Consider the following 25,927-nt stretch of genomic DNA (forward strand, 5'->3'; position numbering starts at 1 on the left):
GGTCGTTTGCGCAGCATGACCTTAGGATGGGATGCCGAGGTCTCCTCGACATATCCAATCGACCAAATATCCAATCGACCAAAAAAGTGGTCGTTTGCGCAGCATGACCTCGGATGGGATGGCGAGGTTTCCCTCTAAATATAGAGCTGCTCCGAAGTCCGCCATATCCAATCGACCAAGAGAAGAAAAAAAATTCATTTTACCCAATCCTTCTATTACAGAAGAGGTAATTATTAATTATTAATTATTAATTATTGAATAGTACCTCTAGCTGAAGTCCTATGCTTGAAATACTGAAGTTGATTTTTATCATCACCTATCCAAGGGAAGGCTTTTTTGGTGATATAAATAATCTAAAGGCGTTAATCCCAAATAGTTTAGTCATTGGGAGGTTGATATTCCTATAGTTAATTTCTGGAAAAAAACAGTCGGTGCTAGCTGGAGTAATATTTACCGGATAATTAATAATTAAATAATTAAATAATTAAACAGTTTAGGTTAAAAGCCTCCCCTTTCAAGGGGAAAAAGCGGTCGTTTGCGGAGCATTCCGTCAGGATGGGATGGCGAGGAGACCTCGCCATATCCAATCTCCCCTTGAGAAATAAATTTTTTCGGCGTTGGTCAATCCTCTCCCTAAAAGGGAGAGGTAATTATCCATTATCCATTAATGAAAGCAGTTGTCATTACTAGCACGGAGATTCTCGCTCCTCTCAAATTTAGTTATAGCGCTACTTGAATCGGGAACAGGGAACAGGGAACAGGGAACAGGAGACTATCAAAGGATTTGAGGATTTATAAATGTCCTAACCTTAATGCGTAGCGCTATACAATAAAGAATGTAAGGGCGAATGGCCATTCTCCCTTACTTCTGACTTCAGCTATAACTCCCACTACTAAGATTAGATATGACCACAGGGGGAGTGAAATATCTATTTCTCATTACCTCTGGAGATGACTATGAAGCTGACCCTCTTCTCTTTGATAATGCTTATAATGCTTTTTCAGTTAACTTAGTCAATACTTCATTAGATCGTTCGACAAAATCTTTCATACCTTCAGCATCAAAACCCTTTTGTGCCATTAAAGCTAAATCGTAAACATGATGACAGATTTCTTTGGCTAATTCTGCTGAAGGAGACTCACCACTACCCTGAATAATACTACCTTGACTAATATTAGAAAGATTCTGAATTAGTGGATGAGCTGTATTAACTAACAAAACGTGGTCTTCGGGAAATTCTGTTTTTTCCTGCTGTAACATAGCAGTCATATCCCGTAACCTTCGCATTGCTTCTGGCAATAATACCATTGCTGGTGGAGTAGCTTTAGCATCTTCTGATTTTAATGCCTGAGCTTTAACATTTACCTTTGGTTTATTGAGCGCTTTTTCAAATAATTCTTTAATTTGTTCGCTGCGAGTTTTATTTGTAGTTGGGTCAACTATTTCTGATTGATTTTCTTTGTCAATTAATGTTTCATCTAGATCGGAATCTACTCTGGAAAATTTAACGTCTTGATATTCTCTTTCTAGGAAACTAATAAAGTGAGTATCGATGAAAGAATCAAGGAATAAAACTTCTAATCCTTGGTTTTTATGTAGCTCTACATAAGTTGCTTGGGAAGCAGGTTCGGTACAATAATAAACCCGATTTTCGTGACGTTCTTTATTACGTTCTAAATATTCTTTGAGAGTTGTGTAATAAAAACCTTGTTCGTCAGTATTTTTAGTTTCAGAAGTTTCTGGAGTTACTTCTTGCCAAACATCTTCTCCTTCTGCTTGTACTTCTACTGCTGGTTTAGCTTCAGTTTCAGTTGTTTCAACTTGATTTAGTTTAGCTGTGGTGCGGAAAATTATGATGTCTTCTACTTGCTTTTTAAACTTATCGTCATTCAGAGCACCAAACTTAACAAATGTACCTACATCTTGCCAACCGCTAATATATTTATCCCGTTCATCACGATAAAGTTCTTTGAGGCGATCGCCTACTTTTTTTGCTATATAATCAGCGATTCTTCTGACAGTTCGATTACTTAATAAGGAACTCCGAGAAACGTTTAGAGGAATATCTGTACTATCAATTACTCCTCGTAAAGGCATCAAGAATTTAGGAATAATTTCTTCACAATGGTCGGTGACAAATACTTGATTACAGAACAGTTTAATATTGCCTTGAGTAACATCTACATCTGGCTTTAATTTGGGAAAATAAAGAATGCCATTAACAATAAAAGGATAATCAGTATTGAGATGTACCCATAAGAGAGGCTCTTCTTGGAAAGGATAGAGATGACGATATAGTTCTAGGTAGTCTTCTTGAGTGACATTTTGAGTAGATTCTCGCCAGATTGCTTTATGTTTATTAACTACTTCCCCTTCAAATTTTATTGCTACTGGCATAAAATCACAGTAAGTTTTAATTAACTGTTGAATGCGAGTTGTTTCGAGATATTCTTTTTCATCATCTTGGAGAGTTAAGGTAATAGTTGTACCTCGTCCTGTACGAGTCGAATCTGATAGTTCAAATTCTGGAGAACCGTCACAACTCCAATGAACAGCTTCTGCTCCTTCTTGATAGGAAAGGGTATCAATTTCTACCTTTTTCGCAACCATGAAAGATGAGTAGAAACCCAAACCAAAGTGACCGATAATAGCGTCATTCTCGCTACCTTTATACTTTTCAATAAACTCTTCAGCACTGGAGAAAGCAACTTGATTAATGTATTTTTTTATTTCATCAACAGTCATCCCAATACCATTATCAGTAATGGAAAGAGTTTGATTATCTTTATCTATTTTGATTTCTATTTCTGGATTAGTAACATCACCACTATACTCTCCGGTTCGAGCCACCATTTTTAGTTTAGCAATGGCATCTACACCATTAGATACTAATTCCCTTAAGAAAATTTCATGGTCGGTATAAAGAGATTTTTTGATAATAGGGAATATATTTTCAGTATGGATACTGATTTTACCTTTTTCCAGTGTTGTACTCATAGTGTTTATCTATTTTATCTATGGGAATTAATTTGAGTCGAGCATTAAGCTACTTATCCAGGTTTGTTGTCTCTTAATAGATATAAAATTAGAGAAGTATTCTGGCCATTTACTGAAAAATTGGGGTATGCGCCTCCCCTTTCAAGGGGATGAAAAAAATCAACTTCAGTATTTCAAGGCTCTAGCTTTAGCTGCGAGGTACTGATAACTGATAACTGAAATGACCCCTAGACTCATTGCTCAATACTATTTAATAATTGTGATTTATGGAGTCTTTTTTTTAAACAGGGATTGCACCAAACATCTGATTCGGATTTCACTACCTAGGAATAAATAAGCAATTAACAATTACCTCTTCTTCAAAACAAGAGGATTTTTTTTATCATTAATAGAAAATCAAAGAAATAGACTGATAAATTATTATAGTTGATAACAATAGCATAAACAATTTTAAACATACAGAAAAGTGTTTAATATTAACTTACAAAAGTTTCCCAATTTATGATGTAAATATATCTATGGTTTTAGGGAATTAGGTATGGAGGCAAAAGATATTCCCGATTGTCATTATTTTTCTAAAACAGAGAGTAGAAATGGTTGATACAATCATCGAATATTATACTAAAGTTAATAATTCATTAACATTTAAAAAACTAACTAGTTTCCTCAATATTTCAGTATTATTACTGTAGCTGATAACAAGGGGAAGCTGTTATATTAAATTTATTCCTCACTTTAAGGATAAAATATGATGGAAAAAAATCAGTATGATTTTACTGTTGCAATTCGAGCATACAATGCAGCAGAGCGTTTACCTGATATAATAGATAAACTAAAAGTTCAAGAGGGAACGGCAGAAATAAACTGGGAAATTATTATAGTTGATAATAATAGTAAGGACAATACAGCTGAGATAATCGCTAATTATCAATTTAATTGGCAGGAAAAGTTTCCTATCAAATATTTCCTAGAACCTCAACAAGGAGCGTCAATTGCTAGAAAAACAGCAATGGAAAAAGCTGAAGGTTATTATGTGGGTTTCTTGGATGATGATAATTTACCTGCATCTGACTGGGTGGCTCAAGCTTATGCTTTTGGCAAATCACATCCTCAAGTTGGTGCTTATGGAGGACAAATTCATGGAGAATTTGAAGCTGAACCACCTAAGAATTTTAAAAAAATAGCTCCTTATTTGGCAATTATTGAACGAGGTAAAAAAGCTTTTTCCTATAACGAACATAAGAAAAAAGTTTTACCACCAGGAGCTGGTATGGTTATTTCAAAAAAAGCATGGCTAGAAAATGTTCCTAAAAATTTATTCCTTACAGGACCGGCTGGAAAATCTTTGGCACTTAAGGGAGAAGATATAGAAATTTTATCTCATATACAAAATGCAGGATGGGAAATTTGGTACAATCCAGAAATGCATATCTATCATCAGATACCTCATTGGAGATTTGAACGAAATTATTTAGTATCTCTGGTGACTGGTTCAGGATTACACAGAAATCATATTAGAATGATGAGACTTAAACTTTGGCAAAAACCTCTAGGATTTTTGGCTTATTTAGTTAATGATTTTCGTAAGGCTCTATTTTACTTGATTAAAAACTATAGTTTGCTAAAAACTGATACAGTTGCTGCTTGTGAAATGGCACTTTTATTAAGTATTTTAGTCAGTCCATTTTATCTATGGAAAGTGCAATTGTTGAGAAAAATATAAACTAATTCTCTAAATAGATAGTTGAGAGGATGAACTAATTAATGTTGGTATTGCTGAACCAAAGGATGAATCTTTGCATAAAAGGTTAATCCTGTCTTTTACTTCGTCTTTTTCTAAAGCTATAATTCATCCCACAAATATCCAACGCTTAACGTTTGACAACCTGATAGTTTTTACCATCACCAGACACCCTAGCCATTACAACCTTTCCAGTTATTGCTTTATTATTAAGAGTAATATCCAAATGCCGGATATTTCCCAACTGCATTACTACTTGTTCATTATCATAAAATTTTATCTTAACTAACCCATTTATAATCTGAAAATTAGTTACCAACTCCATTAACTGTTCAATAGTTTCATTACCTATTTTTCCATAGACCATACTTGCTAAATAGAATGATTTTTGGTTTTTATTCTCAAATCCTAGGGCAGGGACAACACTATACTGATATCTGAGATTATTCTCTGGTGTGTGAGGAGTTAATGGTTGAGCTGGATATTGCTTGTCATAACCATATAAATTACGAACAAAACTTATTTTGCCATCTTTGAATGCTACTTCTGCTCCTTCGGTTGAGATAATCTCTGGATATCCATCATTAAAACCTAATGGATATCCCCCTTCTTTAAACTTTAGGGATTTTCGAGTTTCAATTCGGTGGACATTAATCATAAAATCGTCTTTCACAAGAATTTGCGTATTTACCCAGCCTAGATTGCCGTAGATGCGGGAAATCAAATCGGTGGCCTTTGGGTTGACAATTGGTAATGGATATTTGGAAGCGGCAAAATTATCTTCACAATAGAGATGTTTAATTTGCGATCGCTGCACATATCTGTTACCTAGGGAAAAGGTAAGAGCATTGTCACACGGAGCGCTGTCTCTATCAGATTTGTTCCTAACAGGTCTAATGTCATAACTAAATAGGGAAGAGTAGGCAAAATTGGTGTATTTACTACTCATATTAGAATAATTATGATAGGACTTTTGATTAATTAACTGAACGTGACCTGTTTGTTGATCTCCAACTACCAAAAAACCCGCTGATTTAATAGAGATTGAAAAACTTTCCTTCTCAATAGCTCGGGGTTTTTCCTCTGTTTGCCAGAAAGGATGGGATTGAGGTAATAGGAGAATATTAAACGCTTTAGCCACCCAATAGGGAGAAGCAGCGCAAGAGTAACGTTCTAGTAATCTAGGAGAATGACGGAAATATCCAGGAGTTAATAGATAGTTGTCAGTTAGTATTTCTCTATTGAAAAAAAACTTTAATGACCCATTACAAATAGTTTTAATTTCACCCAACTCTTGCTCCAGACAATTAAGGTATAAACCCAAAGTTATTGGGGCAATATATGCAAATCGGTAGGTCGCCGACCTACCAAAACAAGGAACGTTACCTTCTCCAGAAAAGAAGTAGCGGAAGTTTTCCATATAAGTCCTCATTCTATTTATGTGTATCTCAGCCATTTCTGGGAAGCGATCGCCATCTAATATCACCCACATCAAAAAATAGTAATGAAATGCCCAAGCACTGTAATAGTCAATCTGATTAGTACGACCATCCCGATACCAGCCATTACCTAGATACATATTTTGGCAAGTCTTCAGGTTGACATAAATTTCTTTTCGGGAAAAAGGCATTCCCAATTTTTGCAAAACAGTATTTATGATTGTCCTAAATAAAAGCCAGTTATTTTTGGGAAGTTTTGCGTGGTTACATTGAAGAAGATAGTTAGCCACTTGCTGTTTTTCGGCAGCAGAATATTTATCCCAAATATGAGTTTGTGAGAGATACAACCCCCAAGCTAGGGAAGCACATTCCACAATATTTTGAGAACAGTTGTTGATTTTCCCCCAATACTCTGGATGATTAGGATTAGTTCCTGCTAAGATTCCTTCTCGGTAAAACTCGGCTATATCTATAGTTTGATTTCCAACAAAAATACTCTCTGTTTCACTTGTTTTTAGCCAAGGAGCAGCCATAATTAGAGACCTAGAAAAACCTTCAAATTCATCTGCCACCTGACCATGGACGCTTTGAGGGCCAGCAAGTTTGATTCTCGCCTTTCCAACTGAGGCGTGTGTTATAATCCCTTGGAGGAGGATAAAAACTGTTTCTTCCCAGTGTTTTCTGGTTAATCCGGTAATTGAAGCTGTTGTTTCGTCAAAAGGTGTAGTCCATTCTATTGTTTTCATTTTTGTTTTGAGGTTAGAGGCTATCTGTAAATAAAATATTAAATCTTTGTGGAGGGTGGATTTAGATGCAGCAGAGTCAAGTTAAACTAAATTAAATCTGAGCAACGAAAACTAACAAAAATTAATAGTTTTATACTGAAGGTTAATCTACTAAGGTGTACCCCCAGATATTATATCCCCAAGAAAATTACTATAGCAATTCTAAGTGATTTGATAAAAAAATTACTAATAAATTTTCGCACAGCACCACTAGCTGTGTAGTTTTATCTAAAATTTATCATTGAATTATACTGGCGAGCTAGAAGCTCGCACTGTTATTTATTAACTTTTTACTAATTCCAATTCCTCTTTTTTCCCAAATACTAAACCACCATCTACACAATCAATTACCACAATATCCCCACCAAGAAATTTATTCTCTAAAATCAAATTTGCTAGAGGATTTTCTAATTCTTTTTGAATTGCCCGCTTCAAAGGTCGCGCTCCATAAACAGGGTCATATCCAACTTCAGCAATGTGGTCTAATGTTGCAGCAGTTAATTTCAAACTAATTTTTTGTTCCCCTAATAATCGTTCAATTCTCTTCACTTGAATTTCCACAATTTGCCGTAATTCACTCTTCCTTAAAGTATGGAACAATATAATTTCATCCACCCTATTTAAAAATTCTGGGCGGAAATGTTTTCTTAATCCTCCCATGACTCGCTTATACATTTCCTCATATTTAGAATCATCCCCCGCTACATCCAAAATATATTCACTACCAATATTACTCGTCATAACAATCACAGTATTACTAAAATCAACGACCCTTCCTTGAGAATCAGTAATCCTACCATCATCCAATACCTGCAATAAAACATTAAATACATCTGGGTGTGCCTTCTCCACTTCATCAAACAAAACCACAGAATAAGGATGTCGCCTTACCGCTTCCGATAACTGACCCCCTTGGTCATAACCCACATATCCAGGGGGGGCACCCACCAACCGAGAAACGGCGTGTTTTTCCATATATTCTGACATATCAATTCGCACTAAAGCATCTTCTCGGTCAAACAGAAATCCTGCTAACGCCCGTGCCAACTCAGTTTTACCAACCCCAGTCGGACCTAAAAACATAAACGAACCAATAGGTCGTCCTGGGTCTTTCATTCCTGCTCTTGCCCTTCTAATAGCTGCTGCTACAGCAGATACAGCTTCAGACTGCCCAATTACTCTTTGATGTAAATGCTTTTCTAATTGGAGCAATTTTTGGCGTTCCGACTCCAATAAACGATTTACCGGAATACCTGTCCACTTAGCAACGATAGTGGCAATATCCGCATCAGTTACTTGTTCCCGGAGGAGGGAAGAACCTTGAGCTTGGACCTTTAATAATTCTGCCTCTTTTGCTTCGCGATCGCGATGTACAGTTTCTAGTTGGCCATATTTTAACTGAGCTGCGGTATTCAGATCGTAAGCTCGTTCTGCTTGTTCTATTTGTACTTTTATTTTATCTTCTTCTGCTTTGAGAGAGTTAATGGTATTTAACAACTCTTTTTCCCCAGACCATTTAGAGGAAAATTTTTCCTGTTTTTTCTTCAAGGAGTTAATTTCATTAGTAATGCGTTGTAAAGCTGGAGATACTTTTACAGGTGAATTAACTTCAGCATTTTTATTTTTATTAGTACCTTGCAACTCTCCTTCAATAGAAAGTTTTTCCATCTCCAACTGCATTATCCGTCGGTCAATAGCTTCTAACTCCACTGGTTTAGAAGTAATTTCCATTTTTAATTGAGCAGCAGCTTCATCTACCAAGTCGATCGCCTTATCTGGCAAAAAGCGGTCTGAAATATAACGGTTGGATAAAGTAGCAGCAGCAACCAAAGCAGCATCAGTAATTTTTACACCGTGGTGAGTTTCGTAACGGTCTTTCAACCCCCGCAAAATAGAAATAGTATCCTCAACACTAGGTTGACCAACCTCTACTTTTTGAAACCGACGTTCCAAAGCAGCATCCTTTTCTATATGTTTGCGATATTCATCAATAGTCGTAGCTCCGATGCAACGAAGTTCCCCACGAGCAAGCATTGGTTTGAGCAAATTTCCCGCATCTACCCCCGAACCTGTACCTCCGCTCGAACCTGCACCAACAACTGTATGTAATTCGTCAATAAATAAAATAATTTGACCGTCCGAGTGGGTAACTTCCCGCAAAACCGATCTGAGACGTTCTTCAAATTCCCCTCTAAACTTTGCCCCCGCAATGAGACTACCCATGTCAAGACTAATAAGTTGACGTTCCTTAAGAGACTCTGGCACATCCCCATTAACAATACGTTGAGCTAGACCTTCGGCGATCGCCGTTTTTCCCACCCCCGGTTCCCCAATAAGCACAGGATTATTTTTTGTCCGACGAGATAGACAACTAACCACTCGGCGAATTTCTTCATCTCTGCCAATAACCGGGTCAAGTTTACCTGCTTTAGCTAACTCTGTCAGGTCGCGCCCATATTTTTCCAAAGCATCATAAGTCGCCTCTGGGTTTTGGTCTTCGACTTTCCTGCTACCTCGAACTGCTTTAATAGTTGCCTCTAGTTCTTCAAATTCAACTTGTGGAGTAGTTTGGGGGCGTTCAAAACCAGGCCGAGTTGGTAGTTGGGGAGTACCACCACCAATAAGTTTATTACCCAGACGTTTATCTTGGTGAAAGGCAAGTAGAAGGTGTTCAACAGCAATAAATTTATCTTCCCATTTTTCTCTAGCTTCATCAGCGAGGTCTAGAAAAATTTCCAGACCTTGCCCTAGGTAGAGATGTTCTATACTACCAACTTTTGGTTGGCGTTTAGCAAAGGAGTCTATTTGTTGCAGCAGGCGTTCTGCTTCTATACCAGCACGGTTTAATATTTTATTAGCTGTGCCTTGTTGTTCCAGGAGAGCAATAATTAGGTGTTCTACTTCTAGTTGTTGGTTTTGGTAGCGTTTAGCAACATCTTGGGATTTTACTATAGCATCCCAGGCTTGTTCTGTAAATTTGCTTGGGTCAGTTGGCTGCATTTGAACTATTTTAAATTTTTTCCTGTGAGATTTTTTCTGGTACAGCACTTACGGATTTTTGACCGATAAACTCTACATATAGTGTGGCACTATAGTTTTAACTTAATAGATATAGAGTTTTTGCATAAGTCCTGTGATAATTAAATAAAATTATGGCTATATGGTAGGTGGGTTTAACCTTGCTGGAGCTTACTTGCCTAGTATTTCCTAGGGAAAGGAAGAAGGAAGATCTATTTTGGATTTCACTCCAAACTGTTTTATTTTTATCCTTTCAATAATTGTATGATTTTGCCAAATTATGACAGAAGTTAATAGATTTTAGCTTTATATTTGTCAAGCTAAAATCTTTGCTACAAATCAAGCTTCTCTGAGTTTTTCAGATTAAAGAAAGATAGGTAAAAACAGCATTTAGCTTTGAGCTGATTACTAATTATTTATTATCAAAATAATTGTGTTATTTACCCCTCCTTTTAGGGCGAAATGTTTTTGTAGGGTTACTCTAGTCTCCCTGACAAAAACTACTTCTGACTTCCCCTCCTGGGAGGGGTTAGGGGTGGGTTGACTTCTGACTTCCTTAACTTCTTCTCTCCTCCCTCTTCCCTACTTTTTAATTAGTGCTAGTTACAACTTCTTTTTCTGAGCTGCTACTACGACTACTCAACTCAATTAGCTCTACTTTATATCCATTTGGGTCTTCCACAAAGGCAATAACTGTGGAGCCATGTTTCATTGGCCCCGGTTCACGGGTAATTTTGCCTCCTTGTGCTCTGATTTGTGCACAAGTGCCATAAATATCATCAACTCCCAAAGCAATATGGCCATAAGCGTCGCCCAAATCGTATTTATCGGTACCCCAGTTATAGGTCAGTTCTAATACTGTATGGTCTGACTCATCACCATAACCAACGAAGGCCAGAGTAAATTCGCCACCTGGATAGTCTTTTTGGCGTAGTAGTTTCATGCCGAGGACATCGCAGTAGAATTTGAGGGATTCTTCTAAGTTGTTGACTCGCAGCATGGTGTGTAATAGTCGCATGGTCTACTCCTTATTCCTTGACTATATCTATACTCTTTAATTTTGAGGCAATTTGGTCAATATGGGGAGTAGATATTGTCCTACTTAATACCAATTTCATAAAATATTGCAGACCCTGATGGAGCAGGGAACGGGGAATAGTTCATTAATGGATAATGGATAATTACCTCTCCCTAAAACGGATTGGAAAGAGGAAAAAAGGTTTTAATTGTAGAATATCTGCGATATATAAACTGTTGGATGGAATTACATCAACAACTAATTAGGGCTTACTGAATAATCATAAAAGCATTGACATATAAAGGTTTTAGCCTTTTTCATCTGAAAAAGTACCAGCTTTTCGCACTTATAAAGCTCAAAAAGTTAGTATTTTCGGCAGACAACGGCAGAAAAACCAATGGAAAATGCTGACTTCTACCTCCTCTATAATTCTCGTTCCTCTAATAATTACCTCTCCTTAAAATGGATAGGATTGAGTAAAATGATTTTTTTTCTTTTTTCTCCTTAAAAGGAGAGGCTTTAGACCTTAATTATTCAGTAATATTAATTCCCAAAAATAACGTCAGACCTTCCTCAAGACTTCAGTTCCCTACTCCCGACTCCCTACTTTCCAGAAAATGTAGTAAGACTTTTGAGTTGAGATTTGGTATAACGTCTTTTTTTTTAGCTTAGTCTACTTACTTTGGCTTTTTTCCCTCTAGAGTCTAATTTTCTATTGTTGCCAGATTAACTTTATTGGCATTTTATATTTTTTTTGTTTCAGCGATCGCTTTGTTTAAATCTATTCAAATATTAAGTTAATTAATTTTACTATTTCAATCAATTGCTATTTCACCACACTTAGCAATTAGTAAAATAGCAATCAATATTTTTCATATAAGTAGTTTTATTTCAAAAATTTTTGTGACTGAGTTTTTCTAATCGAGACTTTTCTTTAGCTAAAGCATTATCAATTGTTTTGATTCCTTCTAATGAGATTAATGACCTACATTGTTTGACTAAATTCTCCCATTTTAATAAAGTTTGAATTGAATTAGAATCTTCAATCTTTTTGACATAAAACTGTGCCCAAAATTTAGGTACATACTTTTGCTTTCTAGTTTTTATTCGCTTGCGCCATTTAGCAAAATCAGCTTTTATTGGTTGCTCTACTCCTAAAATTGGTGGCATATCAGCATAACTGACAAATCTACTTTTGCTCTTTCCTACAACATGAATCACATATTTCCAACAGCTTATTTTGTAGATATTATCTGATTTAATTCCTAAATGAAATGCCAAGGCATCTCTAGTTACAAATCTCTTTAATGGATGAGTAACAGTAGACTTATTTTCTATAGACTTTTTCATAAAATATATCTTAAGGTTAAATATATTATTGTGGCCGAAATTGTTGATTTATTTGTTTATAGTTCTATATTAAATAATACTTGGCTATTTTGTCAACATACAAAAGTAAGCTAATTTTTTTCTCTAAAAAATCAATAATAAGTCCCTATAAAGGAATAGACTGTGGACAGTATAGAAACTAAGTAAAAGATTTTATGATCCGAGATATAGTGCTACCTACAAGTCAAAAGTCAAAAGTCATCTCTGACTGAGTTTTTCCTAATGGGACTTACACAAAATAGAAAGAGAAAACAGGCTTAAATATATACGGGCAGAGGCTTTTACCTCAAAAAGGTATAAATCCTGAATCAGCACGGGTTCTAGCCATTTTCAGGGCATCGACGTAATTCCCTTGTCTAGACTGACTTTGACGCATTTTTTCTCTCAGAAAATGTCTAAGTAGGGTTTGCTGAAAAAGTATGCATGGTAAGGCTAGGAGTCAGGATAAATGAGAATTATAGAGGAGATAGGAGGAAGAAGGCTCTCATCTTCCTTTCAAACTTTTGTAGTAAGGCAAGGATAGCAATTAGATAAGACGTATTAGTTTGAATTACAGCAAAGACTTAGACCAAAAAAACTGTTGGTGGAGGTTTTTTCCTACAAGGTCTAACTGTCGATGTAAAATTTTGTCAAAAATCAGAATATTTTTGGGGAAAATGTAAAAATAGATACAGAAATAAAAATAATTTTTCCCAAAAAGTAAATTGACAATGGGGTCTAAGGATATGAAACTAAATAATGACTATCCAAATAATCGACAAGACCTTCCTACTATTAATATGATGGTCGGGGAAGAGGTGGAGAAATATAGAGGACAAAATAGAGGCCAAGGATGGGATTATCCTTATCCTAGACATATTCCCATACATGGGCATCCTCCTAAAAAGATGTTTTGTACTGTAAACTATCCCTTAGCTAAAGAGAAGCAAACTGTTGCTTTTCTTCAAGCAAAAAACAATTTAGCTCAGGTTCACAAAATAAATTTATGTGATATTTTGGAACGGCGATGTTTAATAGCTAAGGCGAGAGGAGACGAAAAGTTATTGTCTTTGTTAAAAGATGAATGGCAGTATATGTGTTGTGGATAGAGCAAGAGTATTGCAGAAATTATCTGCAAATAATCTTAAATACCATCTCCAGCATGATAGGAACTACGAACTAAAGGGCCAGAACGAACATGAGAAAAGCCCATTTGTTTAGCGATCGCTCCAAGCTGGTCAAACTCTTCTGGGGTCCAATATTTTTGCACGGGCAAATGTGCTAGGGAAGGTCGCATATACTGGCCTAAAGTTATGCGATCGCATCCTACTCTTCTCAAATCTGCCATTGCTTCTACTACTTCAGTTTTTGCTTCTCCATGTCCCAACATTAACCCAGACTTAGTGGGAATATTAGGGTTAAACTCCTTAACAATTCGCAATACATCAAGCGATCGCTCATACTTTGCCCCACGACGGACAGGACCTTGCAAACGCCGTACTGTTTCAATATTATGGTTATAACAAGCAGGTTCAGCATTCACAACTACCTCTATCCGTCTTCTTTGTCTTTCAGTTAAAGAAACAGACAACTTATCAACACCCACTCCATTCTGACCACCCCAAAAATCAGCAGTCAAGACCTCTATTTTCGCCTCTGGGTTCCGCTTTCTAATAGCCGTCATTGTTGCTACAAACCAACTAGCACCACCATCTGGCAAATCATCCCTAGCTACAGAAGTCAGTACCACATATTCCAAACCCAACAATTCCACAGCTTCAGCTACTTTTTCCGGTTCTTTGGGGTCTAAGGGAATTGGAGCGTGACCCTTATCCACTTGACAAAATGCACAAGACCTTGTACAAGTAGGACCCATCAACAAAAAAGTAGCTGTCTTTTGAGCATAACATTCACCTCGATTAGGACAGCGACCTTCCTCACAGATTGTATGGAGCTGACGCTGCTTGATAATTTTCTGTACAGTAGAAATCTCACTAGCTTTGCCCAAAGAGGGACGTAGCCACTTTGGCATACTCTGAATTTGGGCTTTCATATCTACTTGATTGACCATTTTTTTGTAGCCTTGACATTTTTCCAACGTTGCGCAATTACGACAGTGGGGGATTCCTAAGTCTCACGACTTAGGTTTTCTGCTTCTGGGGTACCTGCCTCCAAGGCCATTCTTTCTTTCCGGTCTTGCGGTGGCTCTACAGTACGTCGCCAATCAAACCACTCCCCTAGTCACTGCTAGCGCAGAAGCCTGATGGATAGTAACACATTATTGTGAGAAGCGCAACATTGATTTGTCACCCCGTGAGTAACGGTCTACTGAAATATAGTGCATCTCTTCGAGAGAGGTTATCATAAAAAATTAAAAATAATATAGCAGTCGCCAGAGCGGTTAGGACATTCTCGCTCCTCTCAAATATATTCACAGCAAGAATTTAACTTCTGACTTCTGACTTCTGACTTCTGACTTCAGCTATAACTTTGTGGTTTTCTATATCAAGAACAGGTGAATATTAAAGCCAAGATTTAGCTATACTTATGGCTGACTATAAGAATATAGATAAGATTAATTTGAAAACACCAACTCATCACTGGAGGTGCTAGTCGTGGCAGGACACAAAATTTTAGTTATTGATGATAGTAAAGTCATTAGAGTAAGAGTCCAAGAAATGCTTCCTCAAGGAAACTTTACTGTTATAGAAGCAAAGGACGGCCAAGAGGGATTGAAATTTATTGTTAAGGAACGCCCTAACCTGATTATGTTAGATTTTCTATTACCAAAAGTTACTGGTTGGGAGGTATTTCAAAAAATTCAATCCGACTCTAAACTAAAAAAAATTCCCTTAGTTCTCATGTCAGGTCGTAAGGAAGAGGTAACAGATAAAATTCCTGAACCTTTCAATAAACATTATTTTGCTTTTTTAGAAAAACCTTTTGAGAAAAAAGAATTAACTGCAGCTATTAAGTCTGCCTTTGATTTGGCCAAAAGACGTCCTCCTGAGCAAGTCGATGCTGGTTCGGGGGGTAGTTCTGAAGACATTCAGGCGTTACAAGCTCAAGTTAAGAAAATGCAAGCTGAAATTGTAGCATTGAAAAAACAAATGACTCAACTTGTGACTATTGTCAAACAAAAGTTGAAGTAGTGAAATTAGACATTAAGTATTGCTTCTTGATTACTCTAATATTTTTTCCCTCAGGAATATTTATACATTTTGGGCATTGGCATTATTTATCTTGACATACTCCCAATTGGGATGGTTGGGAGACAAAACCCCCTGCTAGATAAAATGTCTGGCAAATTAACCATCATAGTAGAGACTTTGTATGCAAGGTTTCTAATCCATTTCTTTGTAACAATGCCTTAAATAATTTTCTATCAAATCTTCCAATCACTGGCGCAGATCCCTGCTATTTATTAAGTGGAGTTTCAATACTCAGAAGTCTGGTTTATTTGTAAATCAATCAAATATTTATGGTATGTTCCGACCTAACCCGACTTCTCTACCTCAGCTATATTTTATTAAGTCCAGCTCGATCAAGAAATCATATAAGAGTTGGGGATAAGAGATTTATGATGGTTGTTCAAGCTGAAATGATATGAATATTCTCACTCAAATAGGTAGAATTTATAGCGCTTTTCATTAACGTAGAATACGAAGATTTTGGCTTAAAGGCACTTATGCTGAGGGCAGAAAGAAGCGGTGCGATGCCGCGGGGTGCGACAGCTCGCTTTTGGAACGCGCACCAAGAGAGGCAGAAGTTTTGTAGTCAACATTTTGGAAAACCGCTATATATAAGTTCAATGAAATTGATGTTACAGTAATTGTTCAACCATTCTACGGAACTTACCCAAAATCATATTTGAGCTTTGGAGTCTAGCTTCCTGCTTCCCTGACAACCACTGACCAGAGTCTGTAACTTATTCTCAACAGCAAGCTTAACATCGGTGAGAACTACACCTACTAATACACATACTTTTCGTGCGTTCACAGCAGCATTAATTGTTTTTTGCTGATTATTAACTTTTAATCTGCAATTAGATTAATTTCATTTTAATTGGTCATCTACCTCCAATAAATCTATGACATTGATTAGATCATAAGACAAAGAATGTACAATTGTCTACAATATTGTTCAATTATTAGCCCTGCTCATTCTCCTGAGTAAAAGAAAAATAAATTATGGTAATAGATTCAGAATTTCTCGCTCAACTCAAAACTTCTACCCCTCGACTACTGAATTTACTCGCAGGTTTTTCTCAAATTGAAGTCTTAGTAGTGGGAGATTTAACCCTGGATGAATTTATGACTGGTCAAGTTGAGCGTATTTCTCGTGAAGCACCAGTATTAATTCTGCGTCACGAAACTACAGATAGAGTACCTGGGGGTGGAGCTAATGCGGTTTATAATTTTGCTAAGTTGGGCGCTAAAGTTAAGGTTGTTGGTTTGTTAGGAAAAGACGATCAAGGTATTGCACTGCGTCATATTTTTGAAACTGCTGGAGTTGATACTACTGGAATTTTAGTTGACTCTAACCGCCCCACAGTGACTAAAACTAGAATCTCAGGTCATGCTCGTCAGTCTGTAACTCAACAAATTGTTAGGGTAGATCGAAAATCTGATGATTTGCCAGAAGTTGATTTGCAACTGCAACTGGCGGAGTGTATTCAGCGACAAGTTGGTACAGTAGATGCAGTAGTTTGTTCAGACTATGGAGATGGTGTTCTCACAGCACCAGTTATAGAAGCAGCTATATCTCATTCTCAAAGAACTATTGTAGATACTCAGAAAGATTTACAACGTTACAAGGGTGCAACTCTATTTACTCCTAATCTTCCTGAAGCGGAGAAAGCTGTGGGATATGCAATTACTAATTTTGATACTCTTTATCAAGCAGGGTGTGACTTGTTGCACTTAACAGATGCAGAGCAAATTTTAATTACTCGTGGTGAAGAAGGAATGAGTTTGTTTGACCGCATAAATAGTTCAAGTGCTAGTTTAAATGCACCCTCACCTTCTTTTACTATTTCTGGTACTGATGATGCTGCCATTTATTGTTGGCATATTCCTGCTTTTAACCGGACTGATGTTTTTGATGTTACTGGTGCTGGTGATACAGTTGTAGCTGCTTTGACTTTAGCTTTGGGTGCTGGTGCTTCTACTTGGGAAGCTGTAGTTTTGGGGAATTTGGCTGCTAGTCTGGTGGTGCGTAAGTTTGGAACAGCAACTACAACAGTGGATGAACTTACGAAGGCTTTGCAAACATTGCTTAGTTAGGTATAGTGCTACGGGTAAGGCAAAATGCAAAAGTCATATCACCAAAGAGTTTTAGGTGCGGAGGCTGTGGGTTTAATGTTGCCTACCAAAAAAGGATTTAGGAGTGTTAAACACCGCGTTGGCGTAGTGCCATATTATAGTATTTATTTTGGGTAAGAGTAGCGATCGCTTATAGCACTTTTTATACCAATTTGAAAAAAGAATGTTACGAATAATCAGGAGAGTTAAAATACTTTACATCAGGTGTCCCTCTGACTAAAAAGAGGTATTCAAGCTAAGAAATTATACTTAATCTATTTATTCTGACTCCTGACTCCTGAATTCTGACTCCTAAGCAGTCATCTAACTATTTGTAGCAAACATTTATCAAATTGGTATTACAGGGGTTTTAATTTGTAGGGGCGATTCGCGAATCGCCCCTACAGGGTTTGAGTTGTGACGATGTGGTTCATCAATCTGAAAAGCGCTATATGATTAGTAGAGTATAAATAGTAGAGTATAAAATCCTTTGGAGTCGGGAGTCAAGATTCAGAAAATGCTTTCGGGTTGGTTGACCAACTATTGCTCCGTAGTCCCTTTTATAGCGCTACGCATTAAGGTTAGGACATTTATAAATCCTCAAATCCTTTGATAGTCTCCTGTTCCCAGTTAAGTGTTCCCTATTCCCGATTCAAGTAGCGCTATAAAAGCCTACATTTCAAGAGTTGTGCCCACAATTGGTTGAGGTGAATGAGAAAGTTTTAGGTGGAGCGGTTGTAGGTATGAGGTTAACTTTTTACACCTATAACCTACAACCTCCTTCTTCAAAACTAAAACTATAGGATTACCAATGGATAATTGATAATTAATCAATTCGACTTTATTGCCTTATATTTCAAGAGAAAAAAAGAAATTGTGATTTCCTTATCTTAAATCCTCTCGGTTTTAACCAGAGGTAATTATCCATTATCAATTAATAGACATCTGGTGAAAATTCAAAATCAAATCAATTCTCATCCATAAATTATCTATTCTTTCTTCCTGTTCCCAGTTAAGTGTTCCCTGTTCCCTCTTTTCCGGAGATGTCTAATGAACTCAGCTCTTAAGCTTGTTCTTTTCGTTTAACAACTAATCCTAACCCACCAATAGCTAGAATACCAAGAATAGTTCCAGGTTCAGGAACTGCAGTTGCAGTCTCAGTAATAATAGTCGCTGTAGAATCTTGATAAGTATAACCTCCTGCTCGTCCCAATTCACCTATAAAAGTGATTTCTGAGGCATTTCTCTCTAGAGTGTATCTGGGAGCATCAAAAGCAATACCAAAATCAACTGATAAATCCCAATCTGAGGGAGAAGAAAGGTCAAAACTGATATTAGGTATTAAAGCAGGACCTAAACCTCCGCCCAAAGTTGAATCAGGGTTGAAATCTAAGTCCAATTCATCAACGCTAATTTGCCAATCTTCTAGAGTTCCATCATCTGAGAAAAGGACAAAACCTGAATAGTCGCTGTTTTCAGGAGATAAATTTGTCAGGAAAGGACTAACTTGAGTTCGGCTAAAATTTCCTTCAAATTCTTGTCTGATTAACTGAGCATTAGCTGCAGGTGAAAAAGCTAAGCCTACAACAGACATTCCTAGAGCCACTCCAATAGGTAGCTTTTGTAATAAAGTTTTAATCACGGTTTATACAATCTTCATTTATTAGGTTTTCTTTAAAAAAGATTATAGCACTACGCGCTAGGGAATAGGGAACAGCAGACTATCAAAAGATTTCAGGATTTATAAATGTCCTAACCTTAATGCGTAGAGCTATAGTTAAGATTCTTCAACTTTGCAACAAATATATAATTTTGATGTAAAATATAAGATTTAATTATTTAAACGACGTATATTTAACTCAAAGTAGTTCTTTATCTGAGTTATAAACTAAGAATTAAAAATGAATTATTTTCCTGAAGAACTCTATAATAACCTACCTTGTGGATATCATTTACTAGATAAAAATGGTGTCTTTATTGGCATTAACAATGCCGAAATCCAGATGTTGGGATACAGCCGAGAAGAAGTTTTAGGGCGGAAATTTTCTGACTTTATTACTTCTGAAAGCTTACCAATATTTCAGAATAATTTCCCGATTTTGAAACAGGGAGGTTGGGTTAACGATCTTGAATTTCAAATGCGCTGTAAAGATAGCTCCATTCTACCCATCAGTTTGAGTGCAACAGCTATTAAAGACGAAGCAGGGAACTACCTAATGAGTCAGTCAGTAGTTATTAATATTAGTAAACGTAAACAAGCGGAATTAACCTTAAGTGAGTCAGAAGCAAAATATCGTAAGCTGTTCAATTCAATTGACCAAGGAGTGATTTTCTGCGACGTGATTTTCGACAACAATGACCACCTTGTTAACATTCTTTATGTAGAGGCAAATACTACTGCTAGGAAAATGAATGGCCAACAATTCCCTGCTCAATGGACGAGTGATATTATTCCAGATTTTGAACATGATTGGTTTGAAGTCTTTGCTGATGTAGCTCTCACTGGTGAAGCAGTTCGCATGGAATTACCCGATAGAGACATTAACACCTGGTACGAATTCTACATCTTTAGACCAGACCACGATCGCAAAAAAAGAGTAGCGTTGATTTACAAAGATATCACGGAACGCAAGCAAGTAGAACAAGAACGGGAGCGCTTTCTCGCAATTGGTTTGGATTTACAAGTGATAGTAGGTAATAAAGGATATTTCTATTGGGTTAGCCCAACTTGTGAGCAAATACTCGGCTGGACAGCGGAGGAAATGATATCTTGCCCATGGACTGAGTTTATTCACCCTGAAGATCTCAAGGCAACTATCACAGAAGCAGCAGATTTGTTTGCTGGCAAGATAACTCTCGACTTTGAAAACCGCTATCGACACAAAAATGGTTTCTACCGCTGGTTGTTGTGGAGAGCATCCCCATATCCTGAAGAGCAGATATTATATGGTACTGCTGTTGATATTACTGAACGCAAACAAGCAGAATTAAGACTTCAGCAGCAAATAGCAAGACAGCATCTGATCGCTGAAATCACTGAAGCAATGTACCAAAGCTTTGATATTGAGAAAATATTACAATTTGCTGTTGAGGGGGTGCGACAGTTACTACAAACTGAACGGGTGATTATCTTTCGCTTTTACCCAGACTGGTCAGGTATAGTAGTTGCTGAATCGGTTGTTTCTGGTTGGACTTCTATTTTGAAGTCAAGGATTAGCGATCCCTGTTTTACGGAAGATTATGTAGAACCCTATCGCCAGGGTCGAGTATATATGAATAGCGATTTTATTGGTTCTGATGTGGAGTCATGCTACAAAGAACTAATGGCGAACTTCCAGGTAAGAGCGACTTTAGTGGTGCCTATATTAGAAAGAGAAAATTTGTGGGGTTTAGCGATCGCTCATCATTGCTCCGCTCCTCGACAATGGCAAACTGAAGAAGTTGAACTACTGCAACAATTAGCAACCCAGTTGGGGATTGCTATTCAAAAGTCAGAACTATATCAAAAAAATGCCGAACAAGCAGCTTTAATCGATATTGCTAGTGATGCGATCTTTGTTCGCGATTTGTCGCACAGAATAAAATTCTGGAGTCAGGGAGCAGAACGCTTGTATGGTTGGAAAGAAGAAGAGGTTATCAATCAAGTAGTCCAGGAGTTATTTCATGGAGAATCCTTAGCTCAACTGGAGACTGCTCTGAAGATTACGCTTGAGGAAGGTAATTGGAATGGAGAACTCAAACAACTTACTAAAAAGAGTCAGGAAATCATTGTAGAAAGTCGCTGGACATTAATGCGCGACCAACAGGGTAATCCCCAATCAATTCTGATGGTCAATACCGATATTACTGAGAAAAAACAATTAAGCCAGCAACTACTACACGCTCAACGTCTAGAAAACATAGGAACTTTAGCGGGGGGAATTGCCCACGACCTCAATAATATTTTGACTCCTATTTTGGGCTTCGCTCAACTTTTGCCGTTAAAGATTCCCAATCTAGATGAATCAAGTTTGAAACTGCTGAACATCATTAGAAACAATGCCCAACGTGGTGCTGATATTATCAAGCAAGTCTTGCTGTTCTCGCGGGAAATCGAATCGCAATGGGAATTGGTAAACTTAGCTCAAGTGTTAGAGGAAGTTGTAAACTTGATGAGAAGAACTTTTCCCAAATTGATTATTATTGAAAATTATATTTCACCTAACTTGTGGCTGGTTCAGGGAGATTCTACTCAACTACATCAGGTATTAATGAACCTGTGCGTCAATGCCCGAGATGCTATGCCTAATGGTGGCAAGTTAGTCATCTCTGCTGAAAATATTAGTTTAGATCGGCAATATTCTTCTACAAGTTTAAATATAGAAGTTGGAAATTATATTTTGATTACCCTAACTGATACCGGAAGAGGTATTCCTCCAGAGATAATCGACCGAATATTCGATCCTTTTTTTACCACTAAAGAACCAGGTCAGGGGACAGGATTAGGTTTGTCTACGGTTCTAGGTATTGTCAAAAATCATGATGGTAACATTCAGGTTGAGAGCGATCGCCGTTCTGGTACTCAATTTAAGATTTATCTACCTGCATCAGTAGAAATAGAAGCAACTGAAACTACAACTGTGCATACTGTAAGTTGTGGTCAAGGAGAATTGATTTTAGTTGTTGATGATGAAACTCCAATTAGAGAAATTACCAAAGCTACTTTAGAAAGTCACAACTACCGAGTTATGACCGCTAATGATGGTATTGACGCGATCGCTGTTTATGCCCAACATATCCAGGAGATTGAGGTAGTATTGATGGATATAATCATGCCCGAAATGGATGGTTTCACTGCCATGCGTGCCTTGAAAAAAATTAATCCCAATGTCAAGCTAATTGCTACCAGTGGACTAGCGACACAAGAGAAGATTTCTGCAGCCCAATTAATTGGGGCCAAATCTTTTCTGCCCAAACCCTACACAGCAGAAAAGTTATTGTTGAATTTAAATGAAGTTATCCCCGACGATTAAGCAATTGAAAAGTTTTGCCTTTACTGTTAGAAAAAATATTTATTAAATTAAGCGTATATTGTCAGATTATCTGATATTTGAACTAAAATATCCTGGAATTAAAATGAGAATTGTAAATATCAAATCTGGTAGTATTTCTATTCTAAAACATTCTCAAAAGCGGGTTTGTATGGACTGATTTTGGTATTGTAGGATATCTCATATTTTCCCCAGTTTATTATACCATCTAAAAAAATACCATCTAAAAAAAATAATTTTATGAATAATAAGGGGAATTTAAATACTTTACATAATAGGCGTTGCTGAATAAATGTATGATTTCACAGTCGGACCGAGTCAGGAGCCGCGTAGGTAGAAAAGAGTTTTTCGGTGACTTTAGAGGAAGAAATAGGTATAATTTGCACTCTTGTTTTGGCTGAAAATTTACCACTACTTGAATTTCATACCTTACTTCAGCAACGCCTTTTCTTAAAGTTAGGATATTTGGCACGCCTACTAAAAAAGTTAGTGAAAGCAGTTTGTAGATGTCTCAAACCTTGCTGTAATGGAACACTACTTACTTCTGTGAGAAAAATTAGATCATCCTGCTTTTTCCAAGAGGTAAGCATAGCAGAAGTTTGCTTATATCCTACTCGCTCTTTACTCTCATACCAGGCTTGAGTTCTAGCTGCTAAAGCTTTGTTGTAGATTAAACGGACACAGTCTATTGTCCTCCGCAACAGATTTTCCTGTTCTGGAGTTGGGTAAAACCTAAATTTGTAGGCTTTTTCAGGCATCGACTACTTACCAAAAACTTTTCACAGCTTAACACATTGTGTGTGAAACCGCAAGATTGATTGGTTTTCTCATACGACGCTCCCGTGACCGGAGAGCGCGGGTCTTCAACCAACGTTGAGATCAAAAAACTTTATCCTCTTCATACCTTCAAACTTTCTCATCTTCGCTCCTGACTCCTGACTTTTATAACTGTTTAACCGGACATGGTATAACTTTATAATCTAATATCATCAGGACTTATACTATTAGACATCTGGTGATAATAAAAAATCAAATCAATTATCGCACATAAATAATCAATTCTTTCCCCCTACTCTGTACGGACGTTGCATGCAACGTCCCTACCTACTCCCTCTTTTCCGGAGAGGTCTATTGAGGGTTTGGTGAAAAAGTATTTTGGTAGAAGGTAGGACTCAGGAGGACCGAGTCAGGAGTCAGGAGAATTACCGAATAATTAAGATTTAAAGCCTCTCCTTTAAAGGAGAAAATTGATAACTAACAACTCCCTCCTCCCCATTCCCTATTCTCTTATTTTTGATTCCAGTGTTTTGCTAATCAACCAAGGCATGAATCAGAATATCTGTAAGAGATTGTTGCTTAATTTCATACCATAATTTTGTATCTACAATATCACATTTTGCACCAGCCTCAACAAGATGATCGTCAAGGTAAGTCAAACATTCTTTTGTAGCTGGATCTTCACCTATCTGTAAAAAACTAATTCCTAATTCATAACTATTTTCTGTACCTGGAATCAAATCAATTTTTTCAGTGGCATTCCTAATTAAATTAATCAGTGATTCTTGCTCATTAGATATTTTATCTACTAATACTAAGATAATGTCCCCATTTTTAGTTTTCTTTGCATCTCGGCGCTGAAAATAGTCATCAATAGCATCTTGAAGACTACTTACTAAATCCATTGTTTCTGGAGGTTTTTTAATCTGAAATAGTTGGGCTAATTTTAAAACTTCTGTGTTTGTATGTTTAATAAAAGGACTTGAGGCCAAGTAAACAGTAATTCCATCATGATCTAATGATTGACAACGTTTTGCTAAGTCAATGATTTTGGCTTGCGCTGCAAGCCAATGCTCATAATAGGGATGGGAAGAAGACCAGCTTTCAAGGCTTCTGGCGAAAATAAATGTGTAGTCTCTATTTTCCAGCAACGAATGCTTCTCAGACATAGATTTTTACCTAGGATTTTAGTGAGGATTTTGTACTATGATAAAAATAGTAGCAATCTGAATTAATCTATGTCTATTAAATTAATCTGAAATTACATTAAATAGGGAGTAGGGAGTAGGGATTAGGGAGTAGTTATAATCAATAGCAACGGGAACAAGTAGTGATATCAAATCCGGTTAATTGCATATATAATCTGGTTATACGATATTATGTTTATAATTATTCTATCTATACTTCAATCTCCCTATCTCCCTAGCTAGGTATTAATACTGTTGCTGCATAGCGATTTGGAGATAGGTATTTTTCTGCTAAATTGAGTAATTCTTTTGGTTGAAATGCTGTTATTTTTTGTGGATAAGTTACTGCTAACTCTGGGTTAGCTATAGTAAAATAATAGCCATAAAGACCTGCTAACTGTCCAGGACTTTCGGTGGAAAAGGCATAATCATTACATAATAAACGTTTACACCGAGCTAGTTCTACCTCGGAAATCTGCAAAGTCAATAACTCACAGAGGCGATCGCAAATCCTCGCTTCTACTTCTGGAATATCTTTTGGTTCTAGCATGGCGCTAATTGTAAACAAACTTGAGTCTTGCTGTAAGGAGAAATTGCTACCAATTCCTTGTACCAAACCTAAATCTTCTCGCAATTCCCTGACTAATCTAGAAGTTCTTCCCTCCGCCAACAGAACTGACAGCAAATCTAAGCCATAAGCATCATCTATTTGTTCTACTCCCGGTCCGATCCAAGCCATTGTCAAGCGACCTTGTTCTAATCTCGGCAAATGTATTTCCTGACGACGAACTTCAGTTATTAATGCTTCTGCTTCTATTTCGACTTGCGGACAATCAGAACATTTTTGGGAAAATTGTTCAAATGCTGTACTAACTAATTCTATGACTTGTGTTTGCTCTACTCCTCCAACAACTACCACTGCCATATTTTCTGGTTGATAGTGATAATTATGGAAACAACGCATTTCATTCACTTCTCGCTCTCTCAGCAGTGTTTCCTTACCCATAACTGAACGCCCGTAGGGATGATATTGGTAAACATTCTTCATTAATGCTTGAAAACCTAGGTCATCTGGACAATCTTGTGACTGGCGGATTTCTTCAAGTACAACTTCTCGTTCTCTAGCAAATTCTGATTCTGGTATGGAAGCTCGCAATAACAATTCTGCTAGTGCTGGTACTATTTCTTCTATGTATTTAGCTGCAGTGGTGTATCCACTCAATATGATGGGGTAGGGAATGATTATAACTGCCAAGAGCAACT

At 37.0% G+C, this 25,927-nt stretch carries 15 protein-coding genes and 1 pseudogene; 5 read left to right on the forward strand and 11 right to left on the reverse strand.

Features of this window, described 5'->3' with window-relative positions:
* Nucleotides 1-988: 988 nt before the first annotated feature.
* Nucleotides 989-2,998, reverse strand: coding sequence for a molecular chaperone HtpG (gene htpG / locus ACP6PM_RS27270; protein ID WP_426590039.1), 2,010 nt, complete (start codon nt 2,996-2,998; stop codon nt 989-991).
* 748 nt (nt 2,999-3,746) lie between these two features.
* On the opposite strand from htpG, the gene hpsE reads away from it, so the two are divergent.
* Entirely contained in the window at nt 3,747-4,721 is a 975-nt protein-coding gene (gene hpsE, locus ACP6PM_RS27275) for a hormogonium polysaccharide biosynthesis glycosyltransferase HpsE (protein ID WP_426590040.1), read from the forward strand.
* Nucleotides 4,722-4,869: 148 nt separating this feature from the next.
* On the opposite strand, the gene ACP6PM_RS27280 is transcribed toward hpsE, so the two are convergent.
* From ACP6PM_RS27280 to ACP6PM_RS27295, 4 genes are all read right to left on the reverse strand, one after another.
* Complete coding sequence (locus tag ACP6PM_RS27280; RefSeq protein ID WP_426590041.1) at nt 4,870-6,924, reverse strand: DUF2264 domain-containing protein; 2,055 nt, start codon at nt 6,922-6,924, stop codon at nt 4,870-4,872.
* Nucleotides 6,925-7,245: 321 nt separating this feature from the next.
* Entirely contained in the window at nt 7,246-9,963 is a 2,718-nt protein-coding gene (gene clpB, locus ACP6PM_RS27285) for an ATP-dependent chaperone ClpB (protein ID WP_426590042.1), read from the reverse strand.
* 607 nt (nt 9,964-10,570) lie between these two features.
* The gene (gene gloA, locus ACP6PM_RS27290) at nt 10,571-10,999 is read right to left on the reverse strand and encodes a lactoylglutathione lyase (RefSeq protein ID WP_293101439.1); all 429 of its coding nucleotides are present in this window, start codon (nt 10,997-10,999) and stop codon (nt 10,571-10,573) included.
* 891 nt (nt 11,000-11,890) lie between these two features.
* A complete protein-coding gene (locus ACP6PM_RS27295) occupies nt 11,891-12,349 on the reverse strand; it encodes a hypothetical protein (RefSeq protein ID WP_426590043.1) in 459 nt (152 codons plus the stop codon).
* Between the two features lie 764 nt (nt 12,350-13,113).
* Here ACP6PM_RS27295 and ACP6PM_RS27300 point away from each other — a divergent pair.
* A complete protein-coding gene (locus ACP6PM_RS27300) occupies nt 13,114-13,476 on the forward strand; it encodes a DUF4278 domain-containing protein (RefSeq protein WP_426590044.1) in 363 nt (120 codons plus the stop codon).
* Between the two features lie 35 nt (nt 13,477-13,511).
* On the opposite strand, the gene lipA is transcribed toward ACP6PM_RS27300, so the two are convergent.
* Nucleotides 13,512-14,438 (reverse strand): lipoyl synthase, encoded by a 927-nt coding sequence (gene lipA, locus ACP6PM_RS27305; protein WP_426590045.1) that lies wholly within the window; start codon nt 14,436-14,438, stop codon nt 13,512-13,514.
* Between the two features lie 544 nt (nt 14,439-14,982).
* On the opposite strand from lipA, the gene ACP6PM_RS27310 reads away from it, so the two are divergent.
* Entirely contained in the window at nt 14,983-15,519 is a 537-nt protein-coding gene (locus ACP6PM_RS27310; RefSeq protein WP_426590046.1) for a response regulator, read from the forward strand.
* Nucleotides 15,520-16,231: 712 nt separating this feature from the next.
* On the opposite strand, the gene ACP6PM_RS27315 is transcribed toward ACP6PM_RS27310, so the two are convergent.
* Nucleotides 16,232-16,366, reverse strand: coding sequence for a hypothetical protein (locus tag ACP6PM_RS27315; protein WP_426590047.1), 135 nt, complete (start codon nt 16,364-16,366; stop codon nt 16,232-16,234).
* A gap of 191 nt (nt 16,367-16,557) precedes the next feature.
* On the opposite strand from ACP6PM_RS27315, the gene ACP6PM_RS27320 reads away from it, so the two are divergent.
* Nucleotides 16,558-17,652 carry a bifunctional heptose 7-phosphate kinase/heptose 1-phosphate adenyltransferase gene (locus tag ACP6PM_RS27320; protein WP_426590048.1) on the forward strand — a complete coding sequence of 365 codons (1,095 nt, stop codon included), beginning with the start codon at nt 16,558-16,560 and terminating at the stop codon, nt 17,650-17,652.
* Nucleotides 17,653-18,733: 1,081 nt separating this feature from the next.
* Here ACP6PM_RS27320 and ACP6PM_RS27325 read toward each other — a convergent pair.
* Nucleotides 18,734-19,312 carry a PEP-CTERM sorting domain-containing protein gene (locus ACP6PM_RS27325; RefSeq protein WP_426590049.1) on the reverse strand — a complete coding sequence of 193 codons (579 nt, stop codon included), beginning with the start codon at nt 19,310-19,312 and terminating at the stop codon, nt 18,734-18,736.
* Between the two features lie 259 nt (nt 19,313-19,571).
* Here ACP6PM_RS27325 and ACP6PM_RS27330 point away from each other — a divergent pair, with 259 nt between their 5' ends.
* The gene (locus ACP6PM_RS27330; protein ID WP_426590050.1) at nt 19,572-22,682 is read left to right on the forward strand and encodes a hybrid sensor histidine kinase/response regulator; all 3,111 of its coding nucleotides are present in this window, start codon (nt 19,572-19,574) and stop codon (nt 22,680-22,682) included.
* A gap of 461 nt (nt 22,683-23,143) precedes the next feature.
* On the opposite strand, the pseudogene ACP6PM_RS27335 reads toward ACP6PM_RS27330, so the two are convergent.
* From ACP6PM_RS27335 to ACP6PM_RS27345, 3 genes and pseudogenes are all read right to left on the reverse strand, one after another.
* A pseudogene (locus ACP6PM_RS27335) lies at nt 23,144-23,458 on the reverse strand (RNA-guided endonuclease InsQ/TnpB family protein); the annotation flags it as partial.
* A 552-nt stretch (nt 23,459-24,010) separates the two neighbouring features.
* Complete coding sequence (locus ACP6PM_RS27340; protein WP_426590051.1) at nt 24,011-24,646, reverse strand: vWA domain-containing protein; 636 nt, start codon at nt 24,644-24,646, stop codon at nt 24,011-24,013.
* A 253-nt stretch (nt 24,647-24,899) separates the two neighbouring features.
* On the reverse strand, nt 24,900-25,927 hold a 1,028-nt coding region (locus ACP6PM_RS27345), incomplete at its 5' end, for a M16 family metallopeptidase (RefSeq protein ID WP_426590052.1).

The sequence above is a fragment of the Dapis brunnea BLCC-M229 genome, assembly GCF_050015995.1.
Classification (GTDB): Bacteria; Cyanobacteriota; Cyanobacteriia; order Cyanobacteriales; family Microcoleaceae; genus Trichodesmium.

Excerpts from the sequence above, each read along its gene's own strand:
- htpG (WP_426590039.1), bottom strand. The coding sequence starts at position 2,998 with ATGAGTACAACACTGGAAAAAGGTAAAATCAGTATCCATACTGAAAAT.
- hpsE (WP_426590040.1), top strand. The coding sequence starts at position 3,747 with ATGATGGAAAAAAATCAGTATGATTTTACTGTTGCAATTCGAGCATAC.
- ACP6PM_RS27280 (WP_426590041.1), bottom strand. The coding sequence starts at position 6,924 with ATGAAAACAATAGAATGGACTACACCTTTTGACGAAACAACAGCTTCA.
- clpB (WP_426590042.1), bottom strand. The coding sequence starts at position 9,963 with ATGCAGCCAACTGACCCAAGCAAATTTACAGAACAAGCCTGGGATGCT.
- gloA (WP_293101439.1), bottom strand. The coding sequence starts at position 10,999 with ATGCGACTATTACACACCATGCTGCGAGTCAACAACTTAGAAGAATCC.
- ACP6PM_RS27295 (WP_426590043.1), bottom strand. The coding sequence starts at position 12,349 with ATGAAAAAGTCTATAGAAAATAAGTCTACTGTTACTCATCCATTAAAG.
- ACP6PM_RS27300 (WP_426590044.1), top strand. The coding sequence starts at position 13,114 with ATGAAACTAAATAATGACTATCCAAATAATCGACAAGACCTTCCTACT.
- lipA (WP_426590045.1), bottom strand. The coding sequence starts at position 14,438 with ATGGTCAATCAAGTAGATATGAAAGCCCAAATTCAGAGTATGCCAAAG.
- ACP6PM_RS27320 (WP_426590048.1), top strand. The coding sequence starts at position 16,558 with ATGGTAATAGATTCAGAATTTCTCGCTCAACTCAAAACTTCTACCCCT.
- ACP6PM_RS27330 (WP_426590050.1), top strand. The coding sequence starts at position 19,572 with ATGAATTATTTTCCTGAAGAACTCTATAATAACCTACCTTGTGGATAT.
- ACP6PM_RS27340 (WP_426590051.1), bottom strand. The coding sequence starts at position 24,646 with ATGTCTGAGAAGCATTCGTTGCTGGAAAATAGAGACTACACATTTATT.